The sequence below is a fragment of the Flavobacterium sp. W20_MBD1_R3 genome (assembly GCF_052119725.1).
Taxonomy (GTDB): domain Bacteria; phylum Bacteroidota; class Bacteroidia; order Flavobacteriales; family Flavobacteriaceae; genus Flavobacterium.
This window is the reverse complement of the sequence record NZ_JBGQOR010000002.1, coordinates 253,382-268,433: the sequence shown is the minus strand read 5'-3', so window position 1 is coordinate 268,433 and position 15,052 is coordinate 253,382. Positions and strand designations below refer to the sequence as shown.

14 protein-coding genes are annotated in these 15,052 nt (G+C 34.9%); 6 read left to right on the top strand and 8 right to left on the bottom strand.

Annotated features, from left to right (window positions below; genetic code table 11):
• Positions 1-66: 66 nt before the first annotated feature.
• On the top strand, positions 67-1,239 hold the full coding sequence (locus ACEN2F_RS04230; protein WP_441736444.1) for a transglutaminase domain-containing protein: 1,173 nt from the start codon (positions 67-69) through the stop codon (positions 1,237-1,239).
• On the opposite strand, the gene ACEN2F_RS04225 is transcribed toward ACEN2F_RS04230, so the two are convergent.
• A complete protein-coding gene (locus tag ACEN2F_RS04225; protein WP_441736442.1) occupies positions 1,231-2,385 on the bottom strand; it encodes a sensor histidine kinase in 1,155 nt (384 codons plus the stop codon). The two genes, ACEN2F_RS04230 and ACEN2F_RS04225, sit on opposite strands and share 9 nt — an antisense overlap.
• Positions 2,386-2,560: 175 nt before the next feature.
• Between ACEN2F_RS04225 and ACEN2F_RS04220 the strand changes: the two genes are divergently transcribed.
• The 3 genes from ACEN2F_RS04220 (at position 2,561) to aat (ending at position 4,582) form a co-directional block, all read left to right on the top strand.
• Positions 2,561-3,436, top strand: a complete 876-nt coding sequence (locus tag ACEN2F_RS04220; protein ID WP_441736440.1) for a flavin reductase family protein — start codon at positions 2,561-2,563, stop codon at positions 3,434-3,436.
• Positions 3,437-3,463: 27 nt separating this feature from the next.
• Positions 3,464-3,841: a DUF3127 domain-containing protein gene (locus ACEN2F_RS04215; protein WP_091203008.1), complete on the top strand. Its 378-nt coding sequence runs from the start codon at positions 3,464-3,466 to the stop codon at positions 3,839-3,841.
• 102 nt (positions 3,842-3,943) lie between these two features.
• The gene (aat, locus tag ACEN2F_RS04210) at positions 3,944-4,582 is read left to right on the top strand and encodes a leucyl/phenylalanyl-tRNA--protein transferase (protein WP_441736438.1); all 639 of its coding nucleotides are present in this window, start codon (positions 3,944-3,946) and stop codon (positions 4,580-4,582) included.
• A gap of 41 nt (positions 4,583-4,623) precedes the next feature.
• Here the strand turns inward: aat and ACEN2F_RS04205 are convergent, their stop codons facing one another.
• The 6 genes from ACEN2F_RS04205 to rplM form a co-directional block, all read right to left on the bottom strand.
• Positions 4,624-5,184: a DNA-3-methyladenine glycosylase I gene (locus tag ACEN2F_RS04205; protein ID WP_441736436.1), complete on the bottom strand. Its 561-nt coding sequence runs from the start codon at positions 5,182-5,184 to the stop codon at positions 4,624-4,626.
• A gap of 2 nt (positions 5,185-5,186) precedes the next feature.
• Positions 5,187-5,840, bottom strand: coding sequence for a queuosine precursor transporter (locus ACEN2F_RS04200; protein WP_441736434.1), 654 nt, complete (start codon positions 5,838-5,840; stop codon positions 5,187-5,189).
• Positions 5,841-5,966: 126 nt separating this feature from the next.
• Positions 5,967-6,791, bottom strand: coding sequence for a translation elongation factor Ts (gene tsf, locus ACEN2F_RS04195; protein ID WP_441736432.1), 825 nt, complete (start codon positions 6,789-6,791; stop codon positions 5,967-5,969).
• Positions 6,792-6,897: 106 nt separating this feature from the next.
• Entirely contained in the window at positions 6,898-7,731 is an 834-nt protein-coding gene (rpsB, locus tag ACEN2F_RS04190; protein ID WP_441736430.1) for a 30S ribosomal protein S2, read from the bottom strand.
• Positions 7,732-7,905: 174 nt separating this feature from the next.
• Positions 7,906-8,292, bottom strand: a complete 387-nt coding sequence (rpsI, locus tag ACEN2F_RS04185) for a 30S ribosomal protein S9 (protein ID WP_126453913.1) — start codon at positions 8,290-8,292, stop codon at positions 7,906-7,908.
• Positions 8,292-8,747, bottom strand: coding sequence for a 50S ribosomal protein L13 (gene rplM, locus ACEN2F_RS04180; RefSeq protein ID WP_441736428.1), 456 nt, complete (start codon positions 8,745-8,747; stop codon positions 8,292-8,294). The genes rpsI and rplM overlap by 1 nt, the downstream gene beginning before the upstream one ends.
• A gap of 339 nt (positions 8,748-9,086) precedes the next feature.
• Here rplM and ACEN2F_RS04175 point away from each other — a divergent pair, with 339 nt between their 5' ends.
• On the top strand, positions 9,087-10,112 hold the full coding sequence (locus ACEN2F_RS04175) for a LacI family DNA-binding transcriptional regulator (protein ID WP_441736426.1): 1,026 nt from the start codon (positions 9,087-9,089) through the stop codon (positions 10,110-10,112).
• Positions 10,113-10,190: 78 nt separating this feature from the next.
• On the opposite strand, the gene polA is transcribed toward ACEN2F_RS04175, so the two are convergent.
• Complete coding sequence (gene polA, locus ACEN2F_RS04170) at positions 10,191-13,043, bottom strand: DNA polymerase I (protein WP_441736424.1); 2,853 nt, start codon at positions 13,041-13,043, stop codon at positions 10,191-10,193.
• 365 nt (positions 13,044-13,408) lie between these two features.
• Here polA and ACEN2F_RS04165 point away from each other — a divergent pair, with 365 nt between their 5' ends.
• Positions 13,409-14,914 (top strand): hypothetical protein, encoded by a 1,506-nt coding sequence (locus ACEN2F_RS04165; protein ID WP_441736422.1) that lies wholly within the window; start codon positions 13,409-13,411, stop codon positions 14,912-14,914.
• Positions 14,915-15,052: the final 138 nt, after the last annotated feature.

Genomic DNA, 15,052 nt, shown 5'->3' with positions numbered 1-15,052 from the left:
TAGTTTAAAAGGGGATAGGTGAAAACTTGTTCCCTTTTTTAATTTATATAATTTACATTCGAGACTATGAAAAATATATTTTTGTTGCTTTCCTTCTTTTTCTCTCTTCTGAGCATAGGACAGGTTAATCCCGGATATGCGTTAGTTGATGCTAAGATGGCTGCTATTCCGGCTAATTCAACAACTTCTATAGATGCCATTGCTTCCTATATCAATGCTAATTTTAAAACAGAAACCGATAAAATCAGGGCTGTGTTTTATTGGACCGCATCCAATATCAGCTATGATGTTGCGAATATGTATTCCTTGAATCCCAATGAAACGGGAGCTGAGAAAATCACGAAGACATTAAAAACTAAAAAAGGAGTCTGCATTCATTATGCAACAGTTTTTAATGCGCTTGTGCAAAAGATAGGAATTCAATCTTATATCATTGAAGGGTATACCAAACAAAACGGAAAAGTAAGCGACTTGGCTCATGCATGGACCGCTGCAAAAATCGATAAAAAGTGGTATATATTTGATCCCACATGGGGTTCCGGATATGTTAATAATGGAAAGTTTTCAAAAAAATTGAACAACTCTTATTTTAAAGCGGAACCAGCTAAAATAATTGCTTCTCACATTCCATTTGATTATTTATGGCAATTTTTAAATTATCCTATTACTAATGCTGCGTTTTATGAAGGAAAAATCCAAAGCAATAAAACCAAAAACTATTTTGATTTTGAGAAAGAAATCGACAAATATAATGCATTACCTGAAGCCGATAAATTATTTGCTTCGGCAGAAAGAATAGAGAAAAACGGATTGAAAAATGCTATGATTCTGGAGCGTTACGAAGGCAAAAAGGAACAACTTACCTATTTGCGGCAAAATGCAAATATTGAGAAACTAAATACTGTTGTCAGGGAATTGAATGAAGCGGTTGTGTTGTTGAATGATTTTATACAGTACAGAAACAATAAGTTTAAACCTACTATGTCAGATGGTGAAATCAGCAGTATGATTCAAACTCCTAGAGAGAAACTGGCCAAATGTCAGAATGATATTTACAGTGTGGGTTTCGTTGGCAGTCAAAATACAGCGAATGTTGCTTCGATGAAAAAATCAATTGAGGCTACTTTGGCGCAAGCCGAAGAACACGCCTTGTTTGTGAAAAATTATTTGAGTAAGTCCAAAATAGTCAGAAAAACGATGTTCTCTAAAGTTACATGGTTTGGCGTTCCTTTACGCTAGATTACTCTTTTTTAAGCTTACTTGCATTGTTGTTCCTTTTCCAATTTCGGAATTCAAGACTTTTATGGTTCCTTTGTGGTATTCTTCTACGATTCTTTTGGTCAAGGAAAGGCCCAATCCCCAACCTCTTTTTTTGGTTGTAAAACCAGGTTCAAAAATACTCTTGAATTGTTTTTTCTGAATTCCACCGCCAGTATCTGAAACGTTTATTTTTATATAATCGCCTTCTTGTTCAATTTCTAAAGCTAATTTTCCTTTTCCTTTCATCGCATCGATGGCATTTTTTACCAGATTCTCAATGGTCCAACTGTGAAGGGTGGGATTGAGCGACACCATGATAGGAGCTTTTGGGGCTTTAAATGAAAACTCAATTTGTTTGGAAAATCGGGATTGCAAATAGTCATAGGATTGCTGTGTTTCGGCTACAATATCTTTAATTTCTAATTTAGGTTCCGATCCTATTTTCGAAAAACGATCGGTAATGGTTTGCAAACGTTCAATGTCTTTTTCAATTTCGAATGTGGTACTTTCGTCTACATTTTCAGACTTCAGGAGTTCAACCCAGCCTATCAGTGACGAGAGTGGCGTTCCTATCTGGTGAGCAGTTTCTTTTGCCATGCCGGCCCAAAGTTTGTTTTGCGTCGCCATTTTAGTGCTCCGGTAAAAATTGTAAACTAAGCCGCCAAAAAGCACTATGATCAGCACTAAAGCAACGGGATAATATTTTAATTTATTCAGTAAAGCCGAGTTTCCATAATAAAGTTTTTGAAATTTCCCAGGGACATATTCAATGACAATGGGCTCGTTCTCGCTTTTTAAATCATGCAAAAATGCAACTGCCTTTGTGTTGTTTTTTACAATAACCTCGTCAATATTCACGGTGTTGATGATGCTGTCGTTTTCCGTCAGTATAATAGGAATCGAAGTGTTGTCACTGAAAATTTGCAGCGGAAGTTCCACATCTGTATTTTCATTGGCATTAATCAATGCTTTTTGGGCTTGTGCCCAAAGATTCATTTTTAATCGTTCTTCGTTTTTAAAGATTTGAAAAAAAGTGTATGTGTTCCAAAGAATCAGTGAAATGATTAAAAAAGAGGCAGAAATTATAATCCAACGGGTTGTATTTCTTCTTTCAGAAAACTGCATAAATGAAAATTTGAATTATAAATATAACGAAATAAATGCTGTCGTATTTTAGTTTTAAGCAAAGAATTTTTTTCAGAGTAAATACAGCCGTAATTTTATTCTAATTGGACATACTCTTTCATAAACTGAATCGATTTGTTTACTTTTGTACCCTACAGCAATAAATTAGAAACGTATGATTACAATAGATCCTAAAAGTATTGAAACGGCAAAATTACAAGGCTATTTACAAAGTTCAGTTGGGCCTAGGCCTATTGCTTTTGCCAGTACAATGGATGCGGAAGGGAATGCTAATGTGTCGCCTTTTAGTTTCTTTAATGTGTTCAGCGCCAATCCTCCAATCCTTATTTTTTCACCGGCAAGACGCGTTCGTGATAATTCTATAAAACACACGTTAATTAATGCCGAAGCAACTCGGGAAGTAGTCATTAATGTGGTGAATTATGACATGGTACAACAAATTTCTCTAGCGAGTACAGAGTATGCTGATGGTGTGGATGAGTTTTTAAAATCAGGCTTGACGCCGATTGCTTCAGAGGTGGTGAAACCCTTTCGAGTAAAAGAATCACCAGTTCAATTTGAATGCAAAGTCACTCAGATTATTCCGCTGGGAACAGAAGGAGGAGCAGGGAATTTAGTGCTGTGTGAAGTCGTTCGCATTCATATTGATGAATCTGTTCTAGATGAAAATGGTGCGATTGATCAATATAAAATTGACTTAGTTTCCAGGTTAGGCGGCAATTGGTATTCCAGATCAAACCAAGGGCTTTTTGAAGTGCCAAAACCATTGTCTACTTTAGGAATTGGAGTGGATGCCATTCCAAATTTTGTTAAAGAAAGTTTGGTTTTTAACGGAAATGATTTAGGGATGTTAGGGAATATAGAAGCCTTGCCTACGCCAGAAGAAGTTAGTATATTTGTAAAACAGAATTTTGCTATAAAAGGGGTTTTAAGTGCTGATGACCAGCAAAAAGTGCACTTGGCGGCAAAAAAATATCTAGAGGACAAGGATGTTTTGTCGGCTTGGAAAGTACTTTTGGCAAAAAAATAGTATAAATAACATTAAAAAAAAACGAAGATGGAAGTTACAGGAAAAATTAAAATGCTTGGGGATGCGAAAAATGTGGGAAGCGGAAGTTTCTTGAAAAGAGAATTGGTCGTAACTACTGAGGAGCAATATCCACAACATATTTTAGTAGAATTTGTACAAGATAAATGTGATTTATTGAACAGTTTTAAAGTAGGAGAAGCGGTTAAAGTTTCAATCAATTTAAGAGGACGCGAATGGGTTGATCCACAAGGAGTGACTAAATATTTTAATGCAATTCAGGGATGGAGAGTAGAAAGAGTAGCTACTGAAGCGACTGCTGCACAAATGCCTCCAATGCCGGCTGCTGAAGCTTTTGCACCAGCAACAAACCTAAACGAAGAAGAGGCAGACGATTTGCCATTCTAGGAGATAAAAAAGTTATAATTTAGAAGTCAGAAGTTTAAGTTTTACTTGAATTTCTGACTTTTTTTATTTTTTGATATTGCCATTAATTTTTGAAATTGAAAAATGTATTATTTATCTACAGATTTATTTTTTCCTCCTGTTGACCAAGCCAATCGCGATGGAATTTTGGCCATTGGAGGTGATTTGTCTTCGGAACGATTGAAGCTTGCGTACACAAGCGGGATCTTTCCGTGGTTTGAAGAAGGCGAACCCATCATGTGGTGGTCACCAAATCCCAGAATGGTTTTGTTTCTCGATGAATTGATCGTTTCTAAAAGCATGCGAAATATCCTGAATCGAAATGTTTTCAAGGTTACTTTTAATCAAAATTTCAGGGACGTAATTTCAAACTGTCAAAACATAGAACGTGACGGTCAAAACGGAACTTGGATTACCAATGACATGATTGAGTCCTATTGTAAACTGCACGAATTAGGAATCGCTAAATCCGTTGAAGTTTGGCAAGATGCTGTTTTGGTAGGTGGCTTATATGGAATTGATTTAGGACATGTTTTCTGTGGGGAAAGCATGTTTTCTAAAGTTTCTAATGCCTCTAAAGTAGCGTTTATAGCTTTGGTCAACCATTTAAAAAAAGAAAATTACAAACTATTAGATTGCCAAGTTTATAATCCGCATCTTGAAAGTTTGGGTTGTCGTGAAATAGAAAGAGGTGATTTTATGAAAATTCTTAAAAGTAGGTAATCTTTAAATTCCGAATTTTTATTATTTTTTCTTACTGCAAACTAATTTTTTTTCCAACAATCAGATACGTGATCATCGACCATTCCGGTGGCTTGCATGTGTGCATAAACCACTGTAGAACCAACGAATTTAAATCCACGTTTTTTTAAATCTTTACTGATTTCATCTGATAGCGGAGTAGTTGCAGGGACTTCTTGTAAGGATTGTCGGTTATTTTGAATAGATTTTTCATCAGTAAACTTCCAAATGTATTTAGAAAAACTGCCAAATTCCTCCTGCACTTTCATAAAGGCAGCAGCGTTAGAAACGGCGGCGCGAATTTTTAATTGATTGCGAATAATTCCTGCATCAAGGAGTAATTCCTGGATTTTATTCTCAGTATAAAGCGCTACTTTTTTATAGTCAAAATCATCAAAAGCCAATTGGAAATTTTCTCTCTTTTTTAGGATTGTAATCCAACTTAGCCCCGCTTGGAACGTTTCTAAGATTAAGAATTCAAATAATTTTTTGTCTTCATAAACTGGAACGCCCCATTCTTCGTCATGGTATTTTTTGTATAAATCACTGGAAGTACACCAACCACATCTTATTTTTTTGTCCATAATTATTCTTTTTCTGAGTCTAAATAGTTTTTTATAATGTAGTGGCCCAAGTAAATTAGAGGAGTCAATAGAATGGCAATTGCAAGTTTGAAGGTATATCCTGTTAAGGCGGAGGTTATAAAAATGTCAAAGTTTATTTTTCCGGGTAACCAAAAAGCGATTCCCAGAACAATAAAAGAATCGAACAATTGCGAAATGACAGTGGAACCCGTAGCTCTGAGCCATATTTTTTTGTTTCCTGTGCGGTTTTTGAAAAACCAAAAAACAGTTACATCTATTAATTGAGAAACCAAGAACGCAATAATACTACCCACAATAATCCACATGCTTTGTCCAAAAACGGCAAAAAACTGCTCATCGTTGACTGGGCTTATTCCTTTTGCGGCGGGTATATTGATCGCGAAAAGTAAAACAAGGAAAGAGTAGGCGATTAAACAGGCTGTGATTAAAGACAATTTTTTTACTCCTTTTTCTCCAAAATATTCATTGATTAAATCAGTTGTCAGGAAAACAATAGGCCAAGGCAAAATACCAATGCTCATTACAAACGGACCTATTTGTATCAGTTTCCCACCGATGAGTTCTGCCGTAACCGCATTAGTGATAAAGATTCCGGCTAGAATAACAAAGACAAGATCTTTTTTAGTTTTGAACATAAATGAAAATTAAATGTCAAATTTAGTGTTTTAATTGTTTTTTTGCACAAAAAAATCCCATCTTGTTTTTGAAACAAAATGGGATTATATTTATTTTAGAAAACTGCTAAATTTTATTTAGAATGTTTATCCTAACGCAGCTCTTTTGAAACCGGTAACGATAAGATCTTTGTCTAAAGATTTAACATAAGCAGCAACGCTCATTTTATTGTCTTTGATATAATCTTGGTTTACTAAAGTGTTGTCTTTAAAGAAACGAGCTAGTTTACCTTTAGCGATATTGTCTAACATTGCTTCTGGTTTTCCTTCTTGACGTAGGATATCTTTAGCAATTTCGATTTCTTTAGCGATTGTGTCAGCATCAACACCGGTTTCGTCTAAAGCAATTGGAGCCATTGCAGCTGCTTGCATAGACACGTTTCTTGAAACTTCCTCAGCACCTGCTACATTTGCAGATAGCGCCACTAAAGTAGCAATTTTGTTTCCGGAGTGAATATAAGAACCGATAAAAGCACCTTCTAATTTCTCAAAAGTTCTGATTTCTAGTTTTTCACCAATAACTCCAGTTTGTTCGATTAATTTGTCAGCAACAGTAATTCCGTTGAAATCAGCTGCTAAAAATTCTTCTTTCGTATTGAAGTTCAATGCTAGATTAGCCATTTCAGTAGCCATTTTTACAAAGCTTTCATTCATTCCTACGAAGTCAGTTTCACAGTTTAATGTGATTACAACTCCAGCAGTTTTGTCAGCATTTACAACAGCAATAGCAGCGCCTTCAGTAGATTCTCTATCTGAACGGTTTGCAGCTACTTTTTGTCCTTTTTTACGAAGGTTTTCGATAGCTAAATCAAAATCTCCATCTGCTTCAACCAAAGCTTTTTTGCAGTCCATCATGCCTGCACCAGTGATTGTTCTTAATTTATTTACATCTGCAGCAGTAATTGTTGCCATAATTTTTTTGTTTTAAAGATTAAAAGATTGAAAAATTTAAAGTATCATCATTAATTGTACAATCAATAATTATATTCTTTAAATTCTTCAATCTTTAAATTTATTTTTATTCTTCAGTTGCAGGAGCTGGAGCTACTGTTTCAGTAACTGGAGCTATTACCTCAGCAGTAACAGGAGCAACTACTTCAGTTGTTGCTTGAGCAACAGGAGCAGCTACTTCAGCAACAGGAAGGTCAGCTTCTTTATCAGAACCTCTATCAGAAAGGCCTTCAATAATTGCATTAGTTACTAAAGTTAAAATTTTGTCAATTGATTTAGAAGCATCATCGTTAGATGGGATTACGAATTCAACCTCTCTTGGGTCAGAATTGGTATCCACCATTGCGAAAACTGGAATGTTTAATTTTTGAGCTTCTTTTATTGCGATATGTTCCGCTTTGATATCAACTACGAACAATGCAGCAGGTAGTCTTGACATGTCAGCGATTGAACCTAAATTTTTCTCTAATTTAGCACGAAGACGATCTACTTGTAAACGCTCTTTTTTAGAAAGGGTCATGAAGGTACCATCTTTCTTCATTTTATCAATAGTTGCCATTTTTTTAACAGCTTTACGGATAGTTACGAAGTTAGTTAGCATTCCACCAGGCCATCTTTCAGTGATGTAAGGCATGTTTGCAGCTTTTGCTTTTTCAGCAACGATGTCTTTTGCTTGTTTTTTGGTAGCTACGAATAATACTTTTCTACCTGATGCAGCTATTTTTTTTAAAGCTTCGTTCGCTTCTTCAATTTTTGCTGCAGTTTTATAAAGATTGATAATGTGTATACCATTACGCTCCATATAAATGTAAGGGGCCATGTTTGGATCCCATTTTCTAGTCATGTGTCCGAAGTGAACACCTGCTTCTAGTAAGTCTTTTACTTCTACTTTGTTTGCCATTTTGTTCTAGTTTACGTTCTGTTGATTAGCAATGAATAAATGGCGGTCGCCCGGCTTTAAACATTTAGATGCTAAACTATTTCCTACCTCAGTAGGAGAGCAACAACAACTTTGTTTTTTAAATTTAATAATAAAGTAACGATGTCTTGTCCTATTTGAACAAGACAGGTATTATTAACGTTTAGAGAATTGGAATCTCTTACGAGCTTTCTTTTGACCGAATTTCTTACGTTCAACCATTCTTGGATCTCTTGTTAATAAACCTTCTGGTTTCAGAATTGCTCTGTTTTCAGCATTTACTTCACACATTACGCGTGCTAGTGCCATTCTTACAGCTTCTGCTTGTCCAGTTGATCCACCTCCGTAAACGTTTACTTTTACATCAAAGTTTGTTACATTTTCTGTCATAGACATAGGTTGTAATACTTTGTACTGTAAAGTTGCAGTTGGGAAGTATGTTTCGAATGCTTTTTTGTTTACAGTGATTACTCCTGTTCCTTCCGAAACATAAACACGTGCAACAGCGGTTTTTCTTCTACCGATTTTGTGAATAACTCCCATTATTTAAGATCGTTAAGGTTAACTGTTCTAGGTTTTTGAGCGCCTTGTTTGTGCTCTGATCCTACAACAACATTTAAATTTCTAAAAAGTTCAGCACCTAATTTATTTTTAGGTAACATTCCTTTTATTGCTTTTTCAACTAGTAATGCAGGATTTTTTGATTGCAATACTTCAGCAGTTAAAGTTCTTTGTCCTCCAGGGTAGCCAGTGTGACGGATGTAGGTTTTCTCTCTCATCTTGTTTCCTGTAAGGTTGATTTTTTCTGAGTTGATAACAATTACGTTATCTCCACAGTCAACGTGTGGCGTATAACTAGCCTTGTATTTACCTCTAAGGATCATTGCGATCTTCGAAGCCATACGACCTAAGTTATGCCCATCAGCATCTACAACAATCCACTCTTTTGTAACGGTGGCTTTGCTTGCTGATTGTGTCTTGTAGCTTAATGCGTCCATAATATTATTTTAATTAAACATTCCATCCCCAATAAAGGGGTTGCAAAAGTACAATTAATTATTTTAAATACAAATACCTGAAAAGATTATTTTTTTCTTGTTTTAGTACTGATTATCAAATGAATATTTCAAATATTTTTTGATCTTTTGATTTAATAACCGTGAAATAGTTACTCTGATGCTCAAGTTGTCTTTTTTTGTATAAATTTAATAAATATTCCACATTTTTAAGTTTCTATTTTTACATTAAAAATGCTATTTTTGTCAATTACATGGTTAATATTCAAATTATTTAGATCCTGTCCTTATTACTTTAACAATTACAATAAATATTTCTTTATGAAAGTCAGAGCCACGCTAAAACAAATCGCAAAAGAATTAAATGTGTCTGTTTCTACAGTTTCAAAAGCGCTTAATGATAGTCCAGAGATTAGTGAGTTAACGAAAATAAAAATAAAAGAATACGCAAAGCTTAAAAATTATAAACCCAACGTAATTGGTCTGAATCTAAAAAATAGGAAGACAAAAACTATTGGGGTTATCATTCCTAATATTTTGAATTCTTTCTTTGCCAAAGTTTTTAGTGGCATCGAGAAAGTTGCCGATGAAAAAGGGTACAACGTTATTATGTGTATTTCTAATGAATCTTTAGAAAAAGAAGCCCACACACTTGAAATGTTAAGCAATGGAACTATTGATGGTTTTATTGTTTCGGTTTCTGAAGAAGCGCAAAAAAATCAAGAATACAGTCATTTTTCTGCAATAATTACTGATGGGACGCCAATTGTTATGTTTGACCGAATTGCAGATGGTGTAGAGTGTGATAAAGTAATTGTAGACGATTTTGATTCTGCTTTAAATGCTACGCAACATTTAATTGATTTGGGTTGTAAAAATATCGCTTTGTTCTCATCGGTTGATAATTTAAGTGTTGGAAAATTACGTGTTGAAGGCTATCTAAAAGCATTGGAAAACAACAGCATTCCTATTAATAATGAGATTATATTGCGAACTGATTCTGATGAAAACCTGAACAATCTCATAGAAACGATTTTTGACACCAATACTATCGATGGTGTTTTTGCTTTGGATGAAAACGATTCTGTAGCCGCTTTGAAAATTGGACTCAAGAAAGGATATAAAATTCCTGAAGATCTTTCAATTATAGGTTTTGCCGACGGAATTCTTGCCTCCCGCAGATTGTCCCCCAGTCTAACAACCGTAAGTCAGCACGGAATAGAAATAGGCGAAGTGGCTGCTAAATTACTCATTGATAGATTAGAATCTAAAGAAGAGCATGTTCCTTATGAAACGGTTGTGATCAAGACTAAATTGAAAGAAAGAGAGTCGACCAGAAGTTTGTAACAACTCATATAACAACACAAAAAAATCTCTAATCGTTTTAAATGATTAGAGATTTTTTTTATATTATGAAATATAATTTTAGTGTGCTTCCAGCCAATCTTTTCCCGCACCTAAATCAACATCCAGCGGAACATCTAATTTGAAAGCATGTTCCATTTCGTGCTTAATCATTGGTTTGATTTTTTCGAGTTCATCATTATGTACATCAAACACAAGCTCATCGTGAACCTGCAGCAACATTTTACTTTTCCAGTTTTCAGACGTTAGTTTTTCATGAATATTAATCATCGCAATTTTGATAATATCGGCAGCACTTCCTTGTATTGGCGCGTTTACCGCATTTCGTTCTGCACCACCACGTACAATGGCGTTTTGCGAATTGATATCTTTCAAATAACGACGACGCCCAAGAATTGTTTGCACATAACCGTTCTCTCTGGCAAAATCTATTTGTTCCTGAATGTAGGATTTTAATCTTGGATAGGTTTGATAATAGGCCTCAATTAAATCAGCGCTCTCTTTACGAGATAAATTAGTTTGATTGCTCAATCCAAAAGCTGAAACGCCATATATAATTCCAAAATTTATCGTTTTGGCATGACTTCGTTGCTCACGAGTCACCTCTTCTAATGGGACATTAAATACTTTTGAGGCGGTGGATTTGTGAATATCTTCATTATTTTTGAATGCCTTGATCATATTTTCTTCACCGCTTAACGCTGCAATTACTCGTAATTCAATTTGAGAATAATCCGCAGAAACCAACGTGTAGTTTTCATCTCGGGCCACGAATGCTTTTCTAATTTGTCTTCCGCGTTCCGTCCGAATTGGAATGTTTTGTAAGTTTGGATTATTTGAACTCAAACGGCCTGTTGCGGCAACGGCTTGCATGTAATCGGTATGAATGCGATTTGTTGTTTTATCTACTTGGTTTGGCAAAGCATCAACATATGTATTTTGCAATTTGATCAATTGTCGCCAATCCTGAATGTTTTTTACAATTGGATTTTCTAGGGCCAAATAACTCAAAATTTCTTCCCCGGTTGCATACTGACCTGTTTTGGTTTTCTTTTGTTTGGCACCACCAATTTTTAATTTATCAAATAAAATATCGCCTAATTGTTTTGGAGATGCTAAATTAAATTTTTCACCTGCAGTTTCATATATCTTAGTTTCTAGAATTTTGATGTCATCATCTAATGTTTTCGATAGTGATCTAAGGAAATCTACATCTACACGAATTCCTTCTTTCTCCATGTCAGCCAGAACGGTAACTAACGGAATTTCGATTTCCTCAAAAAGTTTTTTGGTTCCGGTTTTATCTAATTCTAAAGTAAATATTTCCTTGAGTTGCAAAGTTATATCTGTATCTTCAACGGCATATTCTTTGATTTCTTCCAATGCAACCTCGCGCATTGATTTTTGGTTTTTTCCTTTTTTACCAATTAAGGTTTCAATGGATTGAGGCGAATATTTCAAGTACGTTTCCGATAAAATATCCATATTATGGCGCATATCCGGATTGATTAGATAATGTGCAATCATGGTATCGAATAATTTTCCTTTCACGATAACATTGTAATTAGAAAGAATTTTTAAATCGTACTTTAAATTCTGACCAATTTTTTCGATATTTTCATTTTCGAAAAAAGGAACAAATTTCTCTATTAAAGTTTGTGCTTCTTCACGATTTTCGGGAAAAGGAACATAAAAGCCTTTTCCTTTTTCGTAAGAGAAAGATATTCCAACTAATTCTGCGTGCAACGTATCAAGACCAGTTGTTTCAGTGTCAAAACAAACGGATGATTGTTTTTGTAAATTTTGCAACAGCAATTTCAAACCTAAATCACCTTGTATTATTTGATACGAATGTTCCGTATTTTCTAATGAACTGTAATATTGATGGCGTGTTTCGTCCGAAGAATCTTCTGGAGTGCCACCACCAAAAAGATTGAATTGTTCTTCGTTTTTTGGTTGTGTTTTTTTGTATAATTTATTCTCTTGCTCAGATGTTGTTTTTGGTCCTTCTCCTTCGGTGGAGGTTTGCGAACGGAAAATGATATCAAATTGCTCCGCCATCCGTCTAAATTCCAACTCATTGAACAACGCATCTGTTTTTTCGACATCGGGAGTTGATAATTCATAATCTGTTTCGTCAAAAATAACAGGACAATCGAGTAATATGGTCGCCAAGGTTTTAGATAATAATCCTTTTTCTTTATTGGCTTCGATGTTTTCTTTCATTTTTCCTTTCAGCTTGTGTGTGTTTGCCAAAAGGTTTTCCATGGTTCCAAATTCTTTTAAAAATTTCTTGGCAGTGACTTCGCCTACACCGGGAAGTCCCGGAATATTATCGGCTGCATCACCCATCATTCCTAGAAAGTCGATAACTTGATCAGGACGTTCAATCTCAAATTTAGCTAAAACCTCTGGGATTCCCCAAATTTCGATTCCATTTCCCATTCGGGCTGGTTTGTACATGAAAATATTTTCTGAAACTAGTTGCGCAAAATCCTTATCTGGTGTAACCATAAAGACTTTATAGTTTTGTTTTTCGGCTTGTTTAGCAATAGTTCCAATTAAATCATCGGCTTCAAAACCTTTGACCTCAATGATTGGAATATGCATGGCTTTCAAAAGTTCTTGTATGTACGGAATGGCAATCTTGATAGCTTCGGGAGTGGCATCACGATGGGCTTTGTACTCCGGAAATAAGTCGTTTCGTAATTGGCTTCCTCCATTGTCAAAAGCTACAGCAAGATGATCTGGTTTTTCTCTTTTTATCACATCCATCAATGAATTCATGAATCCCATAATGGCTGATGTGTCCATTCCTTTTGAATTGATGCGAGGATTTTTTATAAAAGCGTAATAGCCTCTGAAGATTAAGGCGTAAGCATCAAGAAGAAACAGGCGTTTTTGTTGTGACATAAATTAGGTTTTTTGTAAAGATTTCAAAAGTACAAAACTTGTCAGATAAAGGGATGAAGGATTGAATAATTTCTTTTACAAAGGATTACAAATTCAATTTTGGGTTCAAAAACTACCACAAATTCAGAAATTCGTTGCGTTTTGTAATAGTTTTTTTGTTTAATTTTAAATACAAGAAAACATTTACAAACAGTAAAATACCAGCTTTTTTAAATAATTAAAATTGTAGGATTATAAATCAATTAAAATAAAAAAGATGTATTACGTCGGTATAATTTGTATTTAATCGATGTAATCTATATTTTTGAGTGTCATTTTAAGACATGATTTATAGGTTTAGTGTTCAAAAATTAAATTCATCTGTTATGAAAAAGCATTACTTTACTAGAAAGATTTTACAAGTTTGTTTATTGTTTTTTATAACGCTATCAACAAATGTTTTTGCCCAAGTTGGTATTGGTACAACAAGCCCACATGCTAGTTCTGTACTAGATGTGTCCTCAACAACGCAGGGAATGCTGACTCCCCGAATGACAACTGCGCAACGTGCAGCTATTACCTCCCCAGCCGATGGGTTGATGGTGTATGATTTAGATTTAAAATCTATTTTTCACTACAATAGCGGTACGGCATTATGGAGCAAAATGAGTAGTGATGCTAATGGCAGACTTAAATTTAAACGTATCAAATCGAGCGATGTTCTTTCTACCGTTTTAGCTGACGAACTTGCCGCTGGCGGGACCACGAAATACCTCTTGAACTCTGAAACATTATATGAAATAAATGGGCAGGTTTTGTTAGATAAGCCTATTGAATTGAATAATGCGTATGTGACAGGATTAGATTCAGGAGAGGATAAGTTGGTCGTTTCGAGTGGTGATCTTTTTACAGGAAGTACGGGTGGTTCTATTCGTGGTCTAACTTTAGTTTCTGGAGGAAATGTTTTTAATATAGTGGCAAGTACTACTCAAAATTTAATTTTAAGGGACGGTATTATAGCTAATTCAGGTAATGTGGGGCTTATCAAGGGATTTTCATTAGTATTTGTAAGTATAATTCAATTTGTTGGGAACACAAACGGAATAATTTATGAAGATGTGGATGAATTATTGATCAATAATGTAGGTTGGTTTGATAGTAATTTTGGAACCTATGAAAAATTAAAGGGTAGTTTTGAACTGATAGCAAAGCAAGGAGGATTCAGTGAGGTAAACGGTGCGGCAATTGGATTTGATGTTTCATCTGACCCAGCTATATCTGGAGATGCAGTCATGGAATCAGTTGTGTTTACCGGAAATTTTCCAGCAGGTTACGTAAAGCCTTATACGTCTAGTAGTAATACAGGTTATAATTTTACTAATAATTGGAATGTACGTTGCGCTGGTATACCAACGGAAGGGGATTCTTTTGCGACTGGAAGTATTTACCATAATAGAGCCACATCCCCGACCACTACGGTACCTATTTTCGCCACTGTATCAAACGGTATTAAATTGAATACAAATACATCTTTAACTTTTACAAATTTATTTAGAACAAGTATAGGATCTCCTGCGCAAAATAATAGAATAACTTATCTAGGGAAAAAATCTAGAATTTTTCAGGTTAGTGGTGCAGTTGCATTTGACACTTCGACATCTGTAGCATCGGAATATGTATTCTATATTATGAAAGTAGGTTCAACGGGTACACTTATCCCGCAAATTGGTTCTGAAACTTACATTGATGCAAATGCAGGTTATATACAAGCATTTCCGGTTCAAGGAACCGTTCAGTTAGATATAAATGAATCGGTTGAGATATGGGTCAAAAGAGCAAATAGCGGAACAACTAATGTTGTTTTAAAAACAATGAGTCTTTCTATAAAGTAAATAAGATCATAGTTAAATTATTTTTAAAAATACGAATTGAATATCGCGTGAAAAAATCAAGTTGAAATGTTCAGCAACTGATAAAGAAATGTATTACCAACTTTCTCTAAAATTGCCCATTCAAGTTGATTTGTTTAT

What these genes read in the sequence shown, in the direction of transcription:
- rpsI (WP_126453913.1), bottom strand. Translation starts at nt 8,292, where the DNA reads ATGGGAGTTATTCACAAAATCGGTAGAAGAAAAACCGCTGTTGCACGT.
- ACEN2F_RS04200 (WP_441736434.1), bottom strand. Translation starts at nt 5,840, where the DNA reads ATGTTCAAAACTAAAAAAGATCTTGTCTTTGTTATTCTAGCCGGAATC.
- ACEN2F_RS04165 (WP_441736422.1), top strand. Translation starts at nt 13,409, where the DNA reads ATGAAAAAGCATTACTTTACTAGAAAGATTTTACAAGTTTGTTTATTG.
- ACEN2F_RS04215 (WP_091203008.1), top strand. Translation starts at nt 3,464, where the DNA reads ATGGAAGTTACAGGAAAAATTAAAATGCTTGGGGATGCGAAAAATGTG.
- ACEN2F_RS04220 (WP_441736440.1), top strand. Translation starts at nt 2,561, where the DNA reads ATGATTACAATAGATCCTAAAAGTATTGAAACGGCAAAATTACAAGGC.
- ACEN2F_RS04175 (WP_441736426.1), top strand. Translation starts at nt 9,087, where the DNA reads ATGAAAGTCAGAGCCACGCTAAAACAAATCGCAAAAGAATTAAATGTG.
- rpsB (WP_441736430.1), bottom strand. Translation starts at nt 7,731, where the DNA reads ATGGCAAACAAAGTAGAAGTAAAAGACTTACTAGAAGCAGGTGTTCAC.
- aat (WP_441736438.1), top strand. Translation starts at nt 3,944, where the DNA reads ATGTATTATTTATCTACAGATTTATTTTTTCCTCCTGTTGACCAAGCC.
- ACEN2F_RS04205 (WP_441736436.1), bottom strand. Translation starts at nt 5,184, where the DNA reads ATGGACAAAAAAATAAGATGTGGTTGGTGTACTTCCAGTGATTTATAC.
- tsf (WP_441736432.1), bottom strand. Translation starts at nt 6,791, where the DNA reads ATGGCAACAATTACTGCTGCAGATGTAAATAAATTAAGAACAATCACT.
- ACEN2F_RS04225 (WP_441736442.1), bottom strand. Translation starts at nt 2,385, where the DNA reads ATGCAGTTTTCTGAAAGAAGAAATACAACCCGTTGGATTATAATTTCT.
- rplM (WP_441736428.1), bottom strand. Translation starts at nt 8,747, where the DNA reads ATGGACGCATTAAGCTACAAGACACAATCAGCAAGCAAAGCCACCGTT.
- polA (WP_441736424.1), bottom strand. Translation starts at nt 13,043, where the DNA reads ATGTCACAACAAAAACGCCTGTTTCTTCTTGATGCTTACGCCTTAATC.
- ACEN2F_RS04230 (WP_441736444.1), top strand. Translation starts at nt 67, where the DNA reads ATGAAAAATATATTTTTGTTGCTTTCCTTCTTTTTCTCTCTTCTGAGC.